17 protein-coding genes and 1 pseudogene are annotated in these 19,017 nt (G+C 64.6%); 7 read left to right on the forward strand and 11 right to left on the reverse strand.

Features of this window, described 5'->3' with window-relative positions; all coding sequences use genetic code 11:
- Positions 1 to 40 precede the first annotated feature (40 nt).
- The 5 genes from ACPFMA_RS15305 (at position 41) to ACPFMA_RS15325 (ending at position 7,447) form a co-directional block, all read left to right on the forward strand.
- The gene (locus ACPFMA_RS15305; protein WP_425928131.1) at positions 41 to 1,804 is read left to right on the forward strand and encodes an ABC transporter ATP-binding protein; all 1,764 of its coding nucleotides are present in this window, start codon (positions 41 to 43) and stop codon (positions 1,802 to 1,804) included.
- Complete coding sequence (locus ACPFMA_RS15310; RefSeq protein ID WP_064304746.1) at positions 1,801 to 3,636, forward strand: ABC transporter ATP-binding protein; 1,836 nt, start codon at positions 1,801 to 1,803, stop codon at positions 3,634 to 3,636. Before ACPFMA_RS15305 ends, ACPFMA_RS15310 begins: the two co-directional genes overlap by 4 nt.
- A gap of 175 nt (positions 3,637 to 3,811) precedes the next feature.
- Positions 3,812 to 4,966 (forward strand): LLM class flavin-dependent oxidoreductase, encoded by a 1,155-nt coding sequence (locus tag ACPFMA_RS15315; RefSeq protein ID WP_425928132.1) that lies wholly within the window; start codon positions 3,812 to 3,814, stop codon positions 4,964 to 4,966.
- Positions 4,963 to 6,021: an ABC transporter substrate-binding protein gene (locus ACPFMA_RS15320; protein ID WP_064304748.1), complete on the forward strand. Its 1,059-nt coding sequence runs from the start codon at positions 4,963 to 4,965 to the stop codon at positions 6,019 to 6,021. Before ACPFMA_RS15315 ends, ACPFMA_RS15320 begins: the two co-directional genes overlap by 4 nt.
- 295 nt (positions 6,022 to 6,316) lie before the next feature.
- The gene (locus tag ACPFMA_RS15325; RefSeq protein WP_425928133.1) at positions 6,317 to 7,447 is read left to right on the forward strand and encodes a beta family protein; all 1,131 of its coding nucleotides are present in this window, start codon (positions 6,317 to 6,319) and stop codon (positions 7,445 to 7,447) included.
- On the opposite strand, the gene ACPFMA_RS15330 is transcribed toward ACPFMA_RS15325, so the two are convergent.
- Positions 7,444 to 8,016: a sce7726 family protein gene (locus ACPFMA_RS15330; protein ID WP_064304750.1), complete on the reverse strand. Its 573-nt coding sequence runs from the start codon at positions 8,014 to 8,016 to the stop codon at positions 7,444 to 7,446. The genes ACPFMA_RS15325 and ACPFMA_RS15330 overlap by 4 nt on opposite strands.
- A 283-nt stretch (positions 8,017 to 8,299) precedes the next feature.
- Between ACPFMA_RS15330 and ACPFMA_RS15335 the strand changes: the two are divergent.
- Both ACPFMA_RS15335 and ACPFMA_RS15340 read left to right on the forward strand, forming a co-directional pair.
- Positions 8,300 to 8,434: pseudogene (locus ACPFMA_RS15335) on the forward strand (cytochrome c); the annotation flags it as partial.
- Positions 8,435 to 8,965: 531 nt separating this feature from the next.
- Entirely contained in the window at positions 8,966 to 9,262 is a 297-nt protein-coding gene (locus ACPFMA_RS15340; protein ID WP_064304751.1) for a DUF3077 domain-containing protein, read from the forward strand.
- Between the two features lie 107 nt (positions 9,263 to 9,369).
- Here ACPFMA_RS15340 and ACPFMA_RS15345 read toward each other — a convergent pair whose 3' ends face one another.
- The 10 genes from ACPFMA_RS15345 to ACPFMA_RS15390 form a co-directional block, all read right to left on the reverse strand.
- Entirely contained in the window at positions 9,370 to 10,293 is a 924-nt protein-coding gene (locus ACPFMA_RS15345; RefSeq protein WP_425928134.1) for an alpha/beta hydrolase, read from the reverse strand.
- Positions 10,294 to 10,358: 65 nt separating this feature from the next.
- The gene (locus ACPFMA_RS15350; RefSeq protein WP_425928135.1) at positions 10,359 to 11,639 is read right to left on the reverse strand and encodes an OprD family porin; all 1,281 of its coding nucleotides are present in this window, start codon (positions 11,637 to 11,639) and stop codon (positions 10,359 to 10,361) included.
- A gap of 51 nt (positions 11,640 to 11,690) precedes the next feature.
- Entirely contained in the window at positions 11,691 to 12,554 is an 864-nt protein-coding gene (locus ACPFMA_RS15355; RefSeq protein WP_425928136.1) for an aldose 1-epimerase, read from the reverse strand.
- Positions 12,555 to 12,647: 93 nt separating this feature from the next.
- On the reverse strand, positions 12,648 to 13,739 hold the full coding sequence (locus ACPFMA_RS15360) for a mandelate racemase/muconate lactonizing enzyme family protein (RefSeq protein ID WP_425928137.1): 1,092 nt from the start codon (positions 13,737 to 13,739) through the stop codon (positions 12,648 to 12,650).
- Entirely contained in the window at positions 13,736 to 14,548 is an 813-nt protein-coding gene (locus ACPFMA_RS15365; protein WP_425928138.1) for an NAD-dependent epimerase/dehydratase family protein, read from the reverse strand. The genes ACPFMA_RS15360 and ACPFMA_RS15365 overlap by 4 nt, the downstream gene beginning before the upstream one ends.
- 64 nt (positions 14,549 to 14,612) lie before the next feature.
- Positions 14,613 to 15,902 (reverse strand): MFS transporter, encoded by a 1,290-nt coding sequence (locus tag ACPFMA_RS15370; protein ID WP_009407799.1) that lies wholly within the window; start codon positions 15,900 to 15,902, stop codon positions 14,613 to 14,615.
- An 85-nt stretch (positions 15,903 to 15,987) separates the two neighbouring features.
- On the reverse strand, positions 15,988 to 16,281 hold the full coding sequence (locus ACPFMA_RS15375) for a Dabb family protein (RefSeq protein WP_009407801.1): 294 nt from the start codon (positions 16,279 to 16,281) through the stop codon (positions 15,988 to 15,990).
- A 15-nt stretch (positions 16,282 to 16,296) separates the two neighbouring features.
- Positions 16,297 to 17,703, reverse strand: coding sequence for an aldehyde dehydrogenase (NADP(+)) (locus ACPFMA_RS15380; protein ID WP_425928139.1), 1,407 nt, complete (start codon positions 17,701 to 17,703; stop codon positions 16,297 to 16,299).
- A 12-nt stretch (positions 17,704 to 17,715) separates the two neighbouring features.
- Complete coding sequence (locus ACPFMA_RS15385) at positions 17,716 to 18,162, reverse strand: nuclear transport factor 2 family protein (RefSeq protein WP_425928140.1); 447 nt, start codon at positions 18,160 to 18,162, stop codon at positions 17,716 to 17,718.
- Positions 18,163 to 18,165: 3 nt separating this feature from the next.
- Positions 18,166 to 18,975, reverse strand: a complete 810-nt coding sequence (locus tag ACPFMA_RS15390) for a ribonuclease activity regulator RraA (protein WP_425928141.1) — start codon at positions 18,973 to 18,975, stop codon at positions 18,166 to 18,168.
- Positions 18,976 to 19,017 lie beyond the last annotated feature (42 nt).

Genomic DNA, 19,017 nt, shown 5'->3' on the forward strand with positions numbered 1-19,017 from the left:
GGTCGACCCGCGCGCTTCTTCGTCCTGTTTCGAGTTCTTCATGAGCCATCGACATCCGCTGCTGCGCAGCCTGGCGATCTACCGCGAAATGCCCTGGCGCTTCGCCCTGGTCGCCGGGTTGTTCGTTCTTATCAACCTGGGCCTGGTCTGGCAGCAATGGCTGATCGGCCATGCCCTCAACGACGTTACTGCCGGCGTCGCGGTGCGTCGCCTCGATGATGGCGGGCTCGACGGCACGGTGGCCTGGCACTGGTTCTGGGCCATTCTCGCCGTCGCCTTCGGCCGCGCCGTTTTGCAGTACGCCGCCTCCCTCGGCTCGCTGATCCTCGGCCAGGAACTGCTCACCCGCTTGCGCGAACGCATTCTCGAGCAGGTCTTGCGCCTGCACCTGGGTTATCACTGGCAGCACGGCATCGGCGAGATCGTCACCCGCACCACCCGCGATGCCGACAAGGTCCGCGATGCCCTGGTGAGCTTCTGGCGGCAATTGGTCGAGACCCCGCTGGTGGTGCTGGCCACCGTTGGCCTGCTCGGCTGGTACCACCCGCTGCTGGCCCTCGGGCCGTTGCTGCTGACCCTGCTCGGCCTGTACCTGTTCGTGCTGCAGACCGACCGTCTGGTGGAACTGGACCGGGCCGTGGGTGCGGCCTACGACCGGGTCAACCAGGACCTGGCCGAGGGCATCGGCGCGGTGCGGGTGATCAAGTCGTTCGGCCTGCAGCAGCAGCGCATCAACGGTTTCAGCGAGCAGGTCCGGCAGTTCACCGGGTTGGCGCGGCAGGCCCTGGCCTGGGCCAGCTCGCGGATTCCACTGCCCCAGGCCCTGGTAGCGCTGGGGCATGTGTGGATACTGGTGGTGGGTGCCCAGTTGGTCGCGGCGGGGAAAATCGGGATCGGCGAACTGGTCACCTCGCTGCTGATCGCTACCACCCTGGTGTTCCGTATCGAAGGCATTGGCCGGGTAATGCAGACCTTCGCCGATGCCCGCGCCAGCGCCGGGCGCATCTGGCAGTTGCTCGACGCACCGACGCAGATCGAAAGCGGCCCGCGCCTGCTGCCAGCGGGGCCGCTGGGCCTGCAACTGGAAGAGGTGAATGTCAGCGCCCCCGGCAGCGAGCGGGACATCCTGCGCCAGTGCTCGCTACTGATCGCGCCGGGTGAGGTGGTCGCCATCGTCGGCGCCACCGGCACCGGTAAAAGCCTGCTGGCCAGCCTGCTGCCACGCCTGACCGACGCCGACAGCGGCCGCGTGCTGCTCGGCAACCACCAAGGTGGCTGGCAGGACGTGCGCGCCCTGGACCTGAAGGACCTGCGCCGGCGCGTGCATGTGCTGCCCCAGGAAAGCTTCCTGTTCGCCGACAGCCTGGCGGCCAACCTGCGCCTTGCCGCGCCACAGGCCACGGACGAGGAACTGCTCGACGCCCTGCATCGCGCCGCCGCCGACGACATCCTCGAACGCTTGCCCAACGGCCTCGACAGCCCGCTGGGCGACCGTGGCGTGACCCTTTCCGGCGGCCAGCGCCAGCGCCTGTGCCTGGCCCGCGCGCTACTCGCCTCCCCCGACCTGTTGTGTCTCGACGACGCCACCAGCGCCCTCGATGCCATCAGCGAGCGGCATGTCCTCGACCACCTGCGTCGCCCCGGAGGCCCGACCCTGCTGCTGATCGCGAGCAAGGCCACCACCGTGGAACGTGCCGACCGCGTGCTGCTGCTGGACCAGGGCCGTATCGTCGCCAGCGGCCCACACGCCGAACTGCTGCAACGCAATGCGGCCTACCGCGACCTGCTGGGGATCGACCAATGAGCAAGAACGCCGGCAATACCGCCATGAGTGATATCGAGATCGAAGAACGCCTGGCGAAAAAGGCCCTCGACCGCAGCATGCTGCAACGCCTGCTGCCACTGCTCAAACCGGTGCGCGGCCAGGTGGCCTGGGTGATCGTGCTGGAGCTGGTGCTGGTCTTCACCGTGTTCCTGCGGCCATGGTTCGTCCGTGAATTGCTTGATCGCGGGCTGGTCCATGACGGCACTGCCTGGCTGCTGGACCTGCCGCTGGTGCTCTGGCTGGGTGCCGGGCTGGCGGCGAGCTGGCTGGGGCGGATCCTGCTGGGCGGGCTGTCGCAATACATCGCCGGCAGCGCGGCCATCGCCGTCCTCAACCAGTTGCGGGTGCGGGTCTTCGCCCATGTCCAGGCCCTGAGCATCGGCTACTTCGACCGTACCCGCGCCGGGCGCATCCTCTCGCGCGCCGACCGCGACGTCGATGCCCTTGAGCCACTGCTGATCCAGGGCCCGCCGGAACTGCTCGGCGCCCTGCTGCGCTGCACCCTGGCGGCGCTGATGCTGTGGCTGATCACCCCGCTGTTCTTCTTCGCCCTGATTGGCAGCGTGCCGTTGCTGTTCCTCGCCACCTGGGCCTTCAAGCGCGTGGCCCAGCGCAACTGGGCCAGGGTCGCCGAGCAGCGCAGCCGCTTTACCGCGCACCTGGTGGAGAGCGTCGGCGGCGTGCGCCTTCTGCAGCAGAGCGGGCGCGAGGCGGACAACCAGCGGCGCTATCGCGGGCTGCTGGACGAATTCAACAACGCCCTGATCACCGGCAGCCTGCGCTCCGGCTGGTTCGCACCCTTCACCGCGCTGCTCGCGGCCGGCGGCATGGCGGTGCTGGTGCTGGTCGGCGCCTACTCGCTGGCACAGGGCACGGTGACCGTGGGCCAGGTTGGCGAAAGCCTGTTCTACGTGATGCTGTTCCTCGGCCCGCTGCAGGAGCTGACCGACCTGTTCGAGCGCTACGCCACCGGCTCGGCCTCGGCGCAGCGGATCTTCCTGCTGCTGGATACCGCGCCGGAGATTCGCGATCCCGAGCGGCCGCTGCCGTTGCCGCGGGTGCAGGGTGAAGTGCATTTCGACAAGGTGCGCTTTGCCTACCAGCCCGACAGCGGGCGACCGGTGATCGATGACCTGGACCTGCGCATCCGCGCTGGCGAGGTATTGGCCATCGTCGGCCCGTCCGGGCATGGCAAAAGCACCCTGGTGCAGTTGCTGACCCGCTTCTACGAAGTCAACGACGGCGCCGTGCGCCTTGACGGCGTGGATATCCGCCATGTCAGCCAGGCCCAGTTGCGCCGGCATATCGGCGTGGTGCTGCAGGACAACGTGCTGTTCGCCGGCAGCATCCTCGACAACCTGCGCCTGGCCGCGCCGGGGGCGGACGACGCCAGCCTGATCGCGGCGGCGCGGGAGCTGGGCGCGGACGAGGTGCTGGAGCGCTTGCCCCATCAGTACGCGACCCAGGTCGGCAGCCTCGGCAGCCATCTGAGTCATGGCCAGCGGCAACTGGTATGCCTGGTGCGTGCCTACCTCGCCAACCCGGCGGTGCTGGTGCTGGACGAGGCCACCTCGGCGGTGGATGTGCACACCGAGCGACGCATCCAGCGGGCCCTGCGCAGGCTGTGCCAAGGCCGTACGGCGATCATCATCGCCCATCGTCTGGCGACCATCCGCGATGCCGACCGCATCGTGGTGATCCGCCAGGGCCGCGTGCATGAACAAGGCAGCCACGGGCAACTGCTGGCGGCGGACGGAGCCTACGCGGCGCTGTATCGCAGCCATGACCAGCTGGCCGTGCATGAACAGTGATTGCTTTTGGGGTGCTGCCCAGGCAGCACACAGATCCTGTGGGAGCGGGTTTACCCGCGATTGCAATAGTGGATTCACCACCGTCATCGCGGGTGAACCCGCTCCCACAGGGTCCACGTCACTCCCGTGGCACACAGGTTGCACCTTCTCTTTTCAATTCACCAAAGGACCCGCCATGACCACCGAATTCTTCTGGCGCCTGCCCCTGGGCACCGACGGCCCGCAACTGACCACCGACAAGCACAACCGCGGCAGCTTCGCCGGCCAGCACGGGCATATCGCCCCCGGCCTGCTGGCCGACGGCAGCCCCGACGGTTTCACCTACATCGACTACATCGCCCAGGTGGCCAAGACCGCCGAGCTGGCCGGCTTCGAAGGTGCCCTGCTGCCTACCGGCCCGGAGCCGTGGATAGTCGCCGCCGCCCTGGCCCGGGAAACCCGGCGCCTGCGCTTCCTCGTGGCGTTCCAGGCCACCTGGACCCTGCCCGCCTACGCCGCGCAGCAGGCCGCGATCCTGCAGCACCTGAGCCATGGGCGCCTGGACTGGAACATCATTACCGGCGGCAGCCCGGCCAGCCAGCGTGCCCAGGGCGACTTCCTCGACCACGACCAGCGCTACCAGCGTACCGGCGAGTTCCTCGACATCATCGATGGCCTGTGGAACCACGAGCGCTTCAGCTACGAAGGCCAGGTCTACCGTCTGGAAAACGGTGCCCTGCCGCCGGGCCTGGGCAACGAGCGTAAACCGGCGGTGTACTTCTCCGGCTTCTCCGACCCGGCACTGGAGGTGGCGGCCCGGCATGCCGACGTGTACCTGAACTGGGCCGAGCCGGTGGACAAGCTCAAGCCGCATATCGAGCGGGTTCGCGAACTGGCCGACAAGCAGGGACGCACGGTGCGCTTCGGCCTGCGCGTCGACCTGTTCGCCCGGGAAACCGAGGAAGCCGCCTGGCGTGACCTGCGCCGCCAGTTCGAGCGCCTGGAGGGCAAGCCCAGTGCGGTCTCCAGTGCCTTCACCCGGGCCAGCGACTCGGTCGGCGGCGCACGGCAGACCGCCTATCATCAGAACATCCAGGACTTCGACGACCTGGTCATCGGCCCTAACCTCTGGGCCGGGTTCGCCAAGGCCAAGCCGGGGCCGACCGTGGGCCTGGTGGGCAGCCACCAGAACATTGCCGAGCGCCTGGCCGAATACCGCGACGCCGGCTTCTCCACCTTCATCCTCGCCGGCAACCCGCACCTGGAAGAAGCCCTGCGCATCGGCCAGGAAGTCCTGCCGCTGCTGCGTCAACCCACTCCCCAGGCTTTCAAGGATACGATCGCCCCATGAGCACACCTCTCGATACCCTTTGGTACACCCACAGCCCGGTGCCCACCGGCCTCGGCATCGCCGTGCAGACCGGGCGCCTGGCCGAGGCCTTCGCCCCGCTGGGCACCTCGATCCAGTCGCTGCGCGAATCCAGCGAACGGGAAGTACGCGAGGCCCACTACGACCACCACCTGCCCAACTCGGTGCGCCATGGCGGCAATATCCCGGCGATCTGGGCCTACTCGGCCGGGGTCGAGACCCGGGTGCTGGGCTTGAGCTGGGCCGATGAAGTGCAGTTGATCCTGACCACCGCCGAGAGCGGGGTGAAAACCGTCCGCGACCTGAAGAACCGCCGTTTCGGCCTGCCCAAGTGGGCCAACGTACAGATCGACTTCACCCGCGCCCAGGCCCTGCGCGGCCTGGAAAACGCCCTGCGCCTGGAAGGCCTGAACGTGGGTGATGTGGAGCTGGTGGACTATCCCTATGGTGGTACCCACAGCGACGAGCAGGTCACCCATGTCCACGGCGCCGCCGTCTATCTCAGTGGTGCCCGCATCAGCCGGCGCAACAACGAGCTGATCGGCCTGCTGCGCGGCGATATCGACGCGATCTTCCTCAAGGGCGCCACGGCCTTGCAGCTCGCTTATGAGCTGGGCCTGCATGTGGTGATCGATACCGGCTCGCACCCCGACCCGCTGATCCGCGCCAACAACGGCACACCGCGCACGCTCACCGTGGACACCCACTTGCTGGACAACCATTTCGGCGCCTGCAAGCGCATCGTCGACGTGCTGCTGCGCACCGAGCAATGGGCCTGGGCCAACCCGGACGAGACCCGGCGTTACCTGGCGCGGGAGCTCAACACCAGCGAGTACTGGGTAGCGGCGGCCTACGGCGAGGACGCCCACCGGCGCCTGCGCACGACCCTCGACAGCCGCTCGATCACCGCGCTGCAGGACTTCACCGATTTCCTGTATCGCTGGGAGTTCATCCCACGGCACTTCGATGTGCGGGAATGGATTGATTTCAGGGTGCTGGAGGCGGTGATCGGGTCGACTTCGCGGGTGGCGACCTGAGGGAAACAGCTGTTGTCGCTCATGACCTCATCGCGCATTTTCTGGCGATGGGGTCGAGGTAAAAAACGATGCATAACCACACCGAAACTTATGTTTATAAAAAAGGAAACCTCTTACACCGAGCAATAAACAGGAAACAAGCCTTGAAACAAACGGTATGAATTCCCGGCATTCAATCATTTAAACGCCATCTATAACTACTTCGCCTTACCTTCAAAGCAAGCCAAGCACAGGCGTCATCTCCGAGTGCAGAGTGTGACGCCGAACCCATGGCATTGGAAAATGCGGAGTAAATATGGATCAGTTGAAAGACATTATTTATGCACCCTGCCTGCGATCAAGTACATACGACCTTCTGGCACTAAGAGAAATCGAGGAGCGTCGCCGAAAGAGGATTAGTCCAATCATATCTGCCAGGGGTAATGATTTGGCCTTGATAAGCGAGTTCGCCAAGTATTGGGAAGGTGATAGCTTCTGGCTGGACTCATCAAGATTCCCACAGGACAGCCAGACCGAACTGACAAAGAAACTGAACGATCCTAGCGGAAATTTCGACGGCAAGTTTTCTGCCTTCAGTAAGATCAAACAGATCAATCCAGGCACACTGCCCGTTGTAGGTTTCAGTTCCGGTGATAAACCGCGTAACGTGGTGCAATTCGCCCTTCGACTATATAAGGAGTTTTCAGCGGTCGCCGTTCGCATTGAGGGTTCTGGTGCAGTTCTTGAACGCAACCTGGCAACAGCGCGCGCCGTTCTGAACGCTGTCAGCGACGAAGATCTAGCACGTACAACCATCATCCTGGATGCCTGGAGCATCAGCCAGATCCCTTCCATGCAGGAAGGAAGCAGCCTTCAGAAAATGCTCCGTCTGACCGAGGAGTACGATGTCGCCAACGTGATCACCCTCAGCACGTCCTGGCCCGACGACCGTCCGGACAGAGGTGTCAACGCGACTGTGCCCTGCATTGACCCTTTCTGGCAGGCGATCACGCACAAACAGTTGGGTACCAGGGGAGTAGCACATGTCTACGGGGACTACGCCGCTACTAACCCGATGCGCGATCTTCTGGACGATTTCGATCCCAAGAAAATGGCGCAGCCCATTCCTTTCGCCGGCTACTACAACGCTTGCTCCTGGCATCAGGAACGCCATGGTGCAGGTGGTGAAAACGAGAAATATCGGGATATCGCCCGCTCATTCAGGGCACTCGGTAACTACCACGGTGACGAGTTCTGCTGGGGCACACGTGCAATCGGAGCGATCGCTAGTGGCGCACGTGACAAGCCCGGAAATATGGCGTTCTGGAACAAGATCCGTATCAACCAACACATCTGCGCCATGCTTGAGGACCTCTCGGGAGGCTTGCTGCAAGCCCTGGGCAACCCACATGAGCCTGAGTACGACGATCTGGATGACCTGATCTAGCCGCCCTTACGGTCCTTGAGACAAGCCAGTACACAACTGCGAATCGAGTCGATAGGAACAGACCCGGAGACCTTGCCGCGGACTTCCGCCTTGGTCTCCTTCTTTTTCACAACGATACCGTTTTGCTCGCACAAGGCATCCAACTCCTCACGCCAGAGCAGACCAGTGAGGTCGTAAGCATTGGCTTGACGATTAGGCTTAGCATTGCGCAACAACACGAGCCCTCCCAGGTCATCAGCAACAAGAATGCCGACGCCTTTGGGCGTGACCTCGAGTGCCTTCTCAAGATGGCGACCATGGGTACACAGCCACACCTCATCGAAGACGTTGAAATAGGCATCACATTGGCTCGGCCAGCGTTTCAACGTATCGGCACCGGATTTGATTTCAAAAGCGACAAGGCGGCCATTGGCAACTGCAAGATCCGCCCGGAAGGTCATGTCGATGGACCGCCCTTCCTGCCGGTTGACGAACCCCAGCTCCTCGATAAGCACATCATTGACGTCCTTGGAGAGATGGGTCGTGACCCAACCTTTCAGGTTGTCCCGGATGGCGGCAGGCGAAAGCATGGCGATTCCTCAAACGATAAGCGGCGGGAGTATAGGAAATCGCCAAGGGCCTAGCCAGCGTCACCTATCGGTAGCAGCCAGAAGAGTTGTTTCTAAACGGCAAAGACCGATTTCATCTTGCATAGTCGGGAAAATATGCAATAAAGGCCGCCCCACGGATTACCCGGCCTTTCGAGCCGCCATGGACTGCCAAGCCGATGAACATCAATAAGACCTGCATCGCCCTGCTGGGCCTTCTGACCCTGCCCCATGCCTCACTGTCGATTGCCGACCCTGCCAACGGCTCCGACTCAACGGCAATCTGATTCCGAAGACCTTGCAGGAAAATGGCGTGAAGATGCCGCCGTTTACCTGGAAGGTTCAGGATTTCCGGGATTTGAATCAGTACATGGTGGGGGTGATTTCAAGAGCGCGGTGATCCGGGTAGGACAATCAAGGCTGCTAAGCCATTACAGAAAGGTACAGTTGCCACCCTTTGCTTGATTCGCCGCGGCCCTTGTGGGAGCTGGCTTGCCAGCGATAGCGGTGGTGAATTCACCGCCGTCATCGCCGGCAAGCCAGCTCCCACAGGGTCCGTGTCATCAGGCCGACTTCCCGCCACATCAGGCAACGAACTTCACCGATTTCCGACTTTCTTGTAGGCAATTTCCCAAGCATACTTCCGCGGCTTATCAGCTGTTGCGTGCCGGGGAAACGCTGCCTAGTCTTGCTGCCGTCGTTGATGTCTGGCGACCGGTTTTGACAGACCGCAACCGAAAGTACCCGCAACGCCCATTTCCTTCGCGGCAGGCTTTGTATCGCCTGGGCGACGTGTCATGGCGGCTGTGCGTGGGGCGCATTCGTGCGCGCCGGGGTCCTTTCGGTCCGGTCTGTCAACCTACGTACAGCTGCCACCCGTTTGTTTGACAGCAACGCTTGGCAGTTCCTATCAATCCGAAAGGAAGTGCCCATGAAAAAGATCGTCCCCGATCCACCCCGTGCCGTCACCGTCCACACCCGCTTTTCCGCCTGCGACGGCCACCATTCCCCGCTGTTCGCCGTCTGTGCCGGTGCCGATGTCGACAAGGCGCTGGCCCATCTCGTCGTACTGCTGCGCTCTGCCTATGAAACCAATCTCCAGGCCTGCGATGCGGTCAAGAATGACCATCTGGCCGGGATCCTCTGGGCGACCCAGCACGCGCTCGAAGCGTCCCGGGCGCTGGCGGAGTCGATGATGAGGGGGATAGCGGAGCAGGCCTCTGGCTGAGCCAGTTGATTCGATGCGGACCCTGTGGGAGCGGGTTCACCCGCGATTACTCTAGTGAATTCACCGACGTAATCGCGGGTGAACCCGCTCCCACAGGGTCCGTGTCGTCAGGCCAGATACTGCAAGGCCATTACGCCCAACCGATCCCATAATCGCTCTACCCGCTTGACACCGAAGGCGCGCAACCCGGAGTGAACCAACCCGTCCACCACCTCGACATCCGCCTTGACTCCCGCTCCCACAAGTGCCACCGCATAAGCCAGCCCGTGATCCCGCAACGGATCCACCCCGGCCACGGCAATGAACGCCGGCGCCAGCCCGCTGAAGTTCTCTGCCTCCAGCGGCATGGCACAAGGATCCTGCCAATCACTCTGTTGCGGCAGAAACCCCGCCAACGACCGCCGCAATCCCGCCACTGTCATCAACGGTGCCTCGGCATGCTCGCTCATCGATGGCAGATGCTCCCGTGCCGTCAGCACCGGATAGACCAGCAACTGCCCCAACGGCTGCGGCTGACCATCCCGGCGCAAGGCCATGCACAGCCCGGCAGCCAAGGTCCCGCCAGCGCTGTCACCACCGACGATCAGCCGCTCGCGACTCAGCGCCGCATCGACCCGCCCTTCGCGCAAGCCATTCCATGCACCCATGCAATCCTCCAGCGGCGCCGGATAGCCATGTTCCGGCGCCAACCGGTACTCCACCGCCACGATCGCCACCGACACCCTTCGCCCAAGCGCATAGGCAAACCAGTCATGGGTGTCCAGGTTACCCAGGTTCCACCCACCACCATGCAGATACAGCAACGTTGGCCAGCCACCATGCGGTACCGGTCCCGCTGGCTTGTAGACCCGAAGCCTCACGCCATCCAGCACCCGGTCAGCGATAGACCAGCCTACCGGCGCCTCGGGCGTACAGGCCCGACAAGCCCGCAGAAACGCCTCCCGCCGTGCCTCGATACTGTCATCGACAGGCACAAACCGCTGGCATGCCTCGACATAGGCCTGGATTTCCGGATCAAGGCGATAACTCATGACAACACTCCAAAACGCAAAAGCCGCCGCCCGTTCCAGGGCAGCGGCAGGGTTCAAGACAAAGGTCAGAACAACGGCAAGGTATACGCCAGAATCACCCGGTTTTCATCCCGGCGCCCGGTGGCATCGCCTTGCAACTGGACATTGCGCAGGCGCAGGGCAAGGTTCTTCAGCGGCCCGTCCTGCACGGTGTAGGTGATGTCGATATTGCGCTCCCACTCGCTGCCGTCCTCGCCCGCCACCTTGAAGTTGTCGCCCTTGACGTATCGGGCGAAGGCCACCAGTCCCGGCACGCCCAGCGAGGCGAAGTCGAGGTCGTAGCGCGCCTGCCAGGAGCGCTCCTGGGCCCGGTCGAAACGCAGCACCTGCACGGCGTTGGCCGCCGCTGGCAGGTCGGTGTCGTGGATGAACGGCAACGCGCTGTCACCGGCGTTGTACTGGTAGCCGACGCGGAAGGTCTGCGGCCCGAGAGTGGCGCTGAGCATCCCGGAGGTCATGCGGCTGTCCAGCTTGCCGGCCTTCTCGGCGCCGGACTCACCGGTGTCGAGGTAGTTGAGCGTTCCGGACAGGTTCCAGTCGCCGAGCTTCTGCGTGTGGGTGACGGTAGCGAGGTTCTGCTGGTAGACATCCTCCAGACGCCCGCCCCACAGCCCCGCCGACCACTGCGGGGTGATGCGCCAGGTGCCGCCGAGGTAGTTGAAGCGGTCGCTGAAGACGCTGTAGTAGTTGCCCACCTGGATATCCCGGGCGCCTGCAAATTCACGCTGGTTGACCTGGCGCATCTGGCCGACGCTGAGGTCGAGGTTGTCGATCTCCTTTACATCGAGCATGGCGCCTTCGAAGAACTGCGGCAGCAGGCGCGCGTCGCCGGAACTGACCAGGGGGATCTTCGGGAACAGCCCGCCCACCTTCAGCTCGCTTTTCGAATACTTGAGCTTGAGCGCGGCCGTGGCTTCGGAAAACTCGTCCACCGAACGCGGATCGGCATTGCGCGGGCCGCCGGCACGGTCGTAGGCGCCTGGCAGCAAGGCAGTGCCACTGCGCGACGGTGAAGAGTCCAGCTTCAGGCCAAGCCCGGCATAGAAGTCCACGCCCACGCCAACGATGCCCTCGGTGTAGCCCGATTCGCCCTTGAGGATGAAGCCCTGGGCCCACTCCTCCAGCTTGGATTGCGCGGGCTTGGTGGAGTCGCGCAGGTCGTGGTTGTAGTAGAAGTTGCGCAGGGTAAGGTTGGCCTTGGCGTCTTCGAAGAACGCCGCATGGGCGCCCAGCGGCGCCAGGCCCAGCAGCAGTGCCAGGGGTTTTGCCGAGCGAGCGAAGCCCGCCCCGTACGAGGATGAGTTCATTGTTGTTGTTCTCTTTTTTAGCGGTGATGGATCGGTAACGCGCGGCCGGGCTCAGCGTCCGTGCCAGATAAAGGTCAGGGTCGTCTCCAGAGACTCTCCCGGGGCCAGTTCATGGGTGCCGACCTCGGCCCACTCCGCTCTGGGGCGGTTGAACGCGTCGGCCAGATGGGAAACCGGCTCCAGGCACAGGTAGCCCAGGCCTGCGGGGGCGAAGGCGACCATGTGGGTCAGGTCGCTGTACAGCTCCAGCGAACCCTGCGGATAGTCCACCTTTACCTTGCCGTCCCAGCGCGACTGGTAATGGGCGACCGCCTCGCCGTTGTCGGCGGCGATGTGCAGGGTTTTCGGTGCGTCCAGGTAGCTGCCGGTAGCGAGGTAGTCGGCATCGATCTGCCATTCACGCCCGACCCGGTATTGGACGCGCATCCCGGGATGACGCTGGAAGTACGGATGCAGCCCGACCCCAGCCGGCATCGGGGTCTCGCCCTGGTTGACAAGGCGCAGGGTGACCCGCAAGCGAGGGCCCTCCAGCGCGAACGCCTGCTCGGCACGAAACGCCCAGGGCCAGTGCTCGCCCTGGTAATCGCAGCGGATCAACGCCCTGTCGGCTTCGGCGCTGACCACTTGCCATGGCTGGGTATGACTCACGCCATGCAAGGTGTGCGGCAAAGCCGCCTGATGGGCCGGCAGACGATACTCGGCCCCCTCGAATGACAGGCGCGCATCACGAATCCGGTTGGAATACGGAAACAGCGGATACGCCCCGGCCCGCGGCCATTCCAGCGGGTCGAAGGACTTGCTGGTGATCGGCAACAGCACCTCCAGCCCCTCGGCACTGAGCGAAGCGATACGCCCGCCCCAGGCCGGCAGCAGGGCCAGCTCCCAGATTGCATTGTTCAGTTCGACACGTTGCATAAGACCCTCCGTTACCCGAAAGCGGGCACGACAAGCCCCTGCCGCCACGCCGGAGCGTGGCGGAGGTTGAAAGCCAAAAGACGACAAAGCCGGTCAGTTGCGGCGGAAGCGCTCGATCACCTGCTGATCGATGTCCAGGCCCAGACCCGCGCCCTGCGGGATCTGCAACCGGTTGCCGCTGCGCAGCGACTCCACGGGATATAGCCAGCCTGCCGGCTCGACGAACAGGTATTCCACCTGCGGCACCCACGACTGGACAGCCGCCAGGTGCAGGGTGGCGATCAGGCCGGGGCCGAAGTACGGGCAATGCGGCAGTACCACTGCCTCGCGCTGACGGGCCAGTTCGCCGATGCGCAGGCATTCGGAGATACCACCGACCTTGGTCACGCTGGGCTGGATCGAATCCACCGCCCCCGTCCCCAGGGCCTGCTCGAACTGCACTGCGGTGCACCAGTTCTCTCCCGCCGACAACGGCACGCCCTGCCCGCGCAGGCTGGCCAGGGTGGCGAAGTCTTCCGGCGGGAAGATCGGTTCTTCCAGCCACGCCAGCTTGAGGTCACGCAGTGCCGGCAGCCAGTCGCGGGTGTCTTTGACCTTCCAGCCGCAGTTGACGTCGGTGGCCAGCGGCACGTCGTCGCCGATGGCGCGGCGGCAGGCGGCGATCTCGTCGACCGTGACTTCATGCAGCTTGATATCGCTGAAGCCCATCTCCAGGGCCTTTTCGCAGATGGCCGGGGCCACCTCGTTGTCGGAATAGCGGACCAGACTGGCATAGGCCGGCACACTCTCGCGCACCGCCTCGCCGAGCAGGCGATGCAGCGGCAGATTGCGCCGGCGCGCTGCCAGGTCCCACAGGGCGATATCGATGCCGGAGATGGCGAACAGGGTCACGCCATAGCGCCCGAACAGGTGCAGGCGCAGTTGCAGTTCCTGGTTGAACGCGGCGATATCGGTGATCTCGCGGTTCAGCAGCAGCGGCGTGATCAAACGGTCTATCAGGGCCTTGGTGGCGTTGGCGACGAAGTAGCCGAAGGCCTCGCCCCAGCCGACATTACCCTGCTCGTCCTCGATACGGACCAGCACGTTTTCCAGGGTGTTCCAGGTGGTCGGGGTGATGCCCTGGCCCTTGCCACCATCATGGAACGGGATTTCCACGATCTGCGTGTCGATGCGGACGATCTTCATTGCGGGTTCTCCAGCAGCGAAGCCAGGGGCACGCCGGCGTACGCACCGCCGACATGGTCGCGGCCCGAGCCTTCCGCGGCCATGGCTTCATACGGCAGGTAGTTGTCGGCCAGATGCTCGCCGGCATTGTCCTGGGGCTGGTAGCCGAGGGCACGGGCGCGGTTGTTGTGGAACAGCGGATTGGGGCTTTCCGAGACGCCATAGACGATCTCGTTGCGCACCTTGGGGTGTTCCAGGCCGATCAGCATGAGCTGGGCCAGGTCGCGGGCGCTGGTCCACATGCGCAGGCGGCGGGCGTCGGAAACCTTGGGGTCGGCATTGCCGATCCGCACGATGAAGGTCGCCACCTCGCTGCGCAAGGAGAAGGTGGTGCAGGCGGCTTCGCCGAACACCTTGCTCAGGGCGTAGTAGCTGTCCGGGGCCACCGGCATGTCGTCGAAAAACTCGGCCCGGTCGCTGCGGTACTGGCCCAGCACGTGGTGGCTGCTGGCGAAGACGAAACGCTTCACGCCATAACGCTGCGCCGCTTCAAGCAGGTACAAGGTGCCGTGGTAATTGGGCTCCACGGTGCTGTTGAAGTGGATGTCGGTGCCATGGGAACAGGCCAGGTGGAGGATGCCATCGACCCCGTCCACCGCGCGCTGCACACAGGCCGGGTCGGTGAGGTCGCCGACCACCGCGGTCTCGCCTTCGTGCAGGTCCGCGACTTGCTGGCGGTCGAGCAGGCGCAGGCTGTAGCGCTGGCGCAGGAAGGGCCGCAGGGCGGTCCCGACGATACCGGCGGCGCCGGTGACAAGAAGCGTAGGCATAGCGAATTCCTGAAATCCTGGTAATTGCACAAGCGGGTTGCGGCCCGCAGGCCGCGTTTTACTATCAGGCTGCCGCGACCACGGCGTCGCGCTTGACCGGCGCCTTGCCGACGAAGAACGCTACGATCAGCGCTCCCAGCACACCGAGGCCGCCGGCCAGGGCGAAGCCGCTGCCGTAGGTGCCGGTGGCCTGGATGATAAAGCCGGTCACGGTCGGCGCTACGATCCCGGAGAGGTTGGCCAGGCCGTGCATGAAGCCGCCGGCAGTGCCCACCTGGTGATCCGGCACCGCGTCCTGGATCAGCGACCAATAGGCCGGTGCGGTGAGCATCAGGAAGCCGATGGCCACGGTCATCACCGCCACCGTGCTGGTGACGCTCTCGACCCGTCCGGTCAGGACGATGCACACCGCCGCCACCAGCAGGCAGGTAACCAGCACCACCTTGCGCGAGAACAGCTGCTTGCCGGTGCGCTTGAACACCCAGTCGATCAGCAGGCCGCCGCAGACGAAGCCGACCGTACCCACGAGCCAGGGCAGCGCGGTGACGATGCTCATGGACTTGAGGTCGATGCCCTTGGCGTCGATCAGGTAGCTTGGGAACCAGGTCATGAAGAAATACAGGATGTAGTTGTAACAGAACAGCGAGACGCCGGTGACCAGCACCGAACGTTGCAGGATGATCTGCAGCACCGGGGTGCGCGGGGCCTGCTCGGCGGTCATGACCGGGGCAACGCGGCCTTCGTTGATCTCGGCCAGTTCTTCCGGCGAGACCTTGGCGTGTTCCTGCGGGGTCGAAGTCGCCAGGCGGTACCAGGCGATGGCCCAGAGCACGCCGACCACCGCGATCACCACAAAGGCCACCCGCCAGCCCAGCCACAGCGCGAGGAAACCGACGATCGGGCCGGCCAGCGCACCGCCCAGCGGGCCACCGGCCTGGTTGATGCCGATGGCACGGGCGCGTTCCTTGATCGGGAACCAGCTGTTGACGGTCTTGTTCGCGGTGGTCGAAACCGGGCCTTCACCTACCCCGAACAGGGCGCGAACGATCAGCAGCGACCAGAAGTTGAAGGCCAGCGCGGTGGAACCGCAAAGCACCGACCAGAAGCTCATGGACCAAGTCAGGACCTTCTTCGGCCCGAAGCGGTCGGCCAGGTAACCGCCGACGAAGCAGAACAGTGCATAGCCGAAGAAGAAGCTGCTGAAGATCATGCCTTTTTCGGCAGGGGTCAGATGGTATTCCTGGGTAATGAAGGGCATGGCGATGGACAGTGCGGCCCGATCGACATAGTTGATGATCATGGCGATGAACAGCATCGTCAGGATCGTCCAGCGGTAATTCTTTTTCTTGTTCATGTACGTCTCCGTCCGGCGCCAGTAGCGAACCGGATCTTGTTGTTATAGCGCCGGACCCCAGGCAGGGTCCGGCTGCCTGTCGGGTCTAGACGCTGTAATCCACTGCCACCCACTCGAAGTACTGCTTGAGCTCCGCGACCAGTGCCTGGTGCGCGGGGTGTGGCAGGTACCGCTCTACCGCGGCGGCATCGTCGAAGCCCGAGTCGAGGATGTAGTCCCAGCAGATGGGGCGATCCAGCTCGTTGGCGGCGACGGTCCAGTCACGGATGAAATCGATCTCCTGATCGAGGTCGCGCATGCGCGCGACCAGGCGTTGCTCCAGTTCCGGCTGCCGCTCGACCTCGGCGAGGCGGCGAAACAACACGACGTGACGCATCATGGCGCTGCCCTCCCCTTAGCCCAGCGTCCACGCCGGCGCGTCCTGCAACGCGACCGGACGCAGGAAGCGCTCCAGCGCGGCGTAGCCGACCGAGGTGGTTTGCGGGGTGGTGGACGACGGCCAGGGCCCGCCATGCTGCTGGGCGTGGCACACCGCGACACCGGTCGGCACACCGCCGAACAGCACGCGCCCGGAGATCTTCTCGGCCGCACGAACCAACTGGCGATTGTCATCGCTGGCCTGCTCGGCACCCCATAGGGTGGTGGTCAGGCTGCCCCCGACGGCCTCCAGCACAGCCACCACTTCGGCAACCGAAGCGGCGCGCACCAGCAGCGCCGCCGGGCCGAACATCTCTTCGCGCAGATGGGCATTGGCGATGAACGCCGCCGCATCGGTGCTGAACAGGCGCGGCGCCGGGCCGGCCCCATCGGCCGCCGGGGTGAACACGGCATCGGCATTCGCCGCCACGGTGGCCGCCGCAGCATCGAAGCCCTGGCGCATGCCGGCGGTGAGCATACGGTGCGTGGCGATCGGCGCAATGGCCTCGGCCAGCTGGGTGACGAAACGCTCGCTGTGGGGCGAGTCCAGCAGCACGATCAGGCCGGGGCTGGTGCAGAACTGTCCGCAGCCGAGGGTGATCGAGGCGGCCAGCGTTTTCGCCAGGCCTTCGCTGTCTTTTTCCAGGGCGGCAGGCAGGGCCACCAGCGGGTTGATCGAACCCAGCTCGCCGAAGAACGGCACCGGGCGCGGACGCTCATTGGCCGCCTGCCACAGGGCCTTGCCGCCCTGATAGGAACCAGTGAAGGCGACGGCGGCAATGCCCGGATGCTGCACCAGGTAGGTACCGCCAGCACGGGAGGTGGCTTCGACCAGGGTCAGCAGGCCTTCCGGCAGGCCCTGCTGGCGAACCACACCGGCCGCCAGTTCGTATACCGCACGGGACAGCTCCGGGTGACCGGAATGCGCCTTGACCACCACCGGGCAACCGGCGGCCAGGGCCGAGGCGGTATCGCCACCCAGCACCGAGAAGGCGAACGGGAAGTTGCTCGCCGAGAACATGGCGACCGGACCGAGTGCACGCTGCACCCGCACCAGCGCCGGACGCCCGGCAGGCGGTGCGCCGGCCACGGCAGCGCTGACCAACTGGCGATACGGCACGCCCGCTTCCACTTCGCTGGCGAAACCGCGCAACTGGAAGGCGGTGCGGGCCACTTCGCCCTTCAGGCGGCCTTCGCCCAGGCCACTTTCACGGTCGGCAATGGCGACCAGTTCGGCCTGCTGGTCTTCCAGCGCGGTCGCCAGGCCATTGAGCAGCGCAGCGCGCACGGCGGCCGGGGACTCGGCCCAGAAATCGGCGGCGGCAACCGCCTTGGCGACCACCTGTTCGATCAGCGCCAGGGACGGATCGTGTTGAATACTCATTGAACGCATCCTTCAGCGGGCCTTGGGTTCGAGGTGATAACCGCGGCCGGTGTAGTCGAAGTCCACCAGCTCGTTGATCGCCACGTCCTTGTCCGCCGGCGAGGCGTAGTAGGCGCGGATCTCGCGGATCAGGCCGCTTTCCTCATCGAAGACGTACCACTCGTCTCCGCGCAGCGCGGTGCCCGGTCTGCTTTTCCAGTGGGTCCACTCGATCACCGCTTCATTGCTGTCGTGGCTGACCAGGATCTTCTCGATGGTCCACTGCGAGCCCAGGTTCTCCACGCACCACACCCACTTGCGGGCGATGGTGTCGGCCGTGCGCCAGGGCACTTCCGGCAGGCCGGCGGGGAAGTAATGCACGGCGTCCGGGGTGAAGCAGGACACCAGCTTGTCGTAGTCGCCCTCGTTGCAGGCGTCGAAGTAACGGCGGATCAATTGCGCGTGCTTGTGCTCGGCCACGGCTCAGGCCTCCTTGTTATCGATGATCGAGGGGATCGCCGGACGGCCACTGGCGACCCAGGCGTGGTAGTCGGAGACCGAGGCCGGGCTCGGCGGGTAGACGCCCCACAGCGGCTCGCCCGAGGCGATGCGCATGGCCAGGTAGTGCTCGATGTCGTCCTGCACGCTGCACACTTCGGCCAGCTCCTCGGCCAGGTGCGCGGGGACCACCGTCAGGCCATCGGCATCGCCGACGATGATGTCGCCCGGATACACGGCGACGCCGGCACAGCCGATCGGCACCTGCAGGTCGGCGACGTGGTGATAGGAAATGCGCGTGGTGGCGGTGATCTCGCGGGCATAGGCCGGCAGGTTCATCGCAGCGATCTCGCTGCCGTCGCGCAGTGCCCCATCGGTGACGATGGCCTTGGCGCCACGTGCCAGCAAGCGGGTCACCAGGATATTGCCGGCGGAGGCTGCGGCTGGGTCGTTGCGGCTGTCGATTACCAATACGTCGCCAGGCTGCACCTGCTCCACACCAACCCATTGCAGGTTGTCGTCGTTGGGCTTGGTGGTCATGGTCTGGTAGGTGTCGATGTCTTCACGGGCAGGAATGAAGCGCATGGTGAAGGCGCGCCCGGCGAACGGCTGGGTGTCGCGGGTCATGGCGCGCAGGCCGACCAGCGCCGGCTGGCGGAAGCCGCGCTTGAACAGCTGGGTGGTCAGCGAACCGCTACTGCAGGCGGCCAGCTTGGCCAGGGTGGCGTCGCTGACTTCGACGCGCTTGCCCGAGGCGCTTTCGTGGGCATCGGCATAGGTATGGATGACGGACATTCTTATAGGTTCTCCAGGCGGATTCATCCGATGGGCGGCCGA

Origin of the sequence: Pseudomonas sp. NyZ201 (assembly GCF_049860765.1) — a bacterium.
Classification (GTDB): domain Bacteria; phylum Pseudomonadota; class Gammaproteobacteria; order Pseudomonadales; family Pseudomonadaceae; genus Aquipseudomonas; species Aquipseudomonas bharatica.

Coding starts and splice junctions, on each gene's coding strand:
- ACPFMA_RS15345 (WP_425928134.1), bottom strand. CDS start 10,293: ATGAGTTATCGCCTTGATCCGGAAATCCAGGCCTATGTCGAGGCATGC.
- ACPFMA_RS15365 (WP_425928138.1), bottom strand. CDS start 14,548: ATGCCTACGCTTCTTGTCACCGGCGCCGCCGGTATCGTCGGGACCGCC.
- ACPFMA_RS15360 (WP_425928137.1), bottom strand. CDS start 13,739: ATGAAGATCGTCCGCATCGACACGCAGATCGTGGAAATCCCGTTCCAT.
- ACPFMA_RS15390 (WP_425928141.1), bottom strand. CDS start 18,975: ATGTCCGTCATCCATACCTATGCCGATGCCCACGAAAGCGCCTCGGGC.
- ACPFMA_RS15375 (WP_009407801.1), bottom strand. CDS start 16,281: ATGATGCGTCACGTCGTGTTGTTTCGCCGCCTCGCCGAGGTCGAGCGG.
- ACPFMA_RS15355 (WP_425928136.1), bottom strand. CDS start 12,554: ATGCAACGTGTCGAACTGAACAATGCAATCTGGGAGCTGGCCCTGCTG.
- ACPFMA_RS15310 (WP_064304746.1), top strand. CDS start 1,801: ATGAGCAAGAACGCCGGCAATACCGCCATGAGTGATATCGAGATCGAA.
- ACPFMA_RS15380 (WP_425928139.1), bottom strand. CDS start 17,703: ATGAGTATTCAACACGATCCGTCCCTGGCGCTGATCGAACAGGTGGTC.
- ACPFMA_RS15330 (WP_064304750.1), bottom strand. CDS start 8,016: ATGCTTTCGCCTGCCGCCATCCGGGACAACCTGAAAGGTTGGGTCACG.
- ACPFMA_RS15325 (WP_425928133.1), top strand. CDS start 6,317: ATGGATCAGTTGAAAGACATTATTTATGCACCCTGCCTGCGATCAAGT.
- ACPFMA_RS15350 (WP_425928135.1), bottom strand. CDS start 11,639: ATGAACTCATCCTCGTACGGGGCGGGCTTCGCTCGCTCGGCAAAACCC.
- ACPFMA_RS15320 (WP_064304748.1), top strand. CDS start 4,963: ATGAGCACACCTCTCGATACCCTTTGGTACACCCACAGCCCGGTGCCC.
- ACPFMA_RS15315 (WP_425928132.1), top strand. CDS start 3,812: ATGACCACCGAATTCTTCTGGCGCCTGCCCCTGGGCACCGACGGCCCG.
- ACPFMA_RS15370 (WP_009407799.1), bottom strand. CDS start 15,902: ATGAACAAGAAAAAGAATTACCGCTGGACGATCCTGACGATGCTGTTC.
- ACPFMA_RS15305 (WP_425928131.1), top strand. CDS start 41: ATGAGCCATCGACATCCGCTGCTGCGCAGCCTGGCGATCTACCGCGAA.
- ACPFMA_RS15340 (WP_064304751.1), top strand. CDS start 8,966: ATGAAAAAGATCGTCCCCGATCCACCCCGTGCCGTCACCGTCCACACC.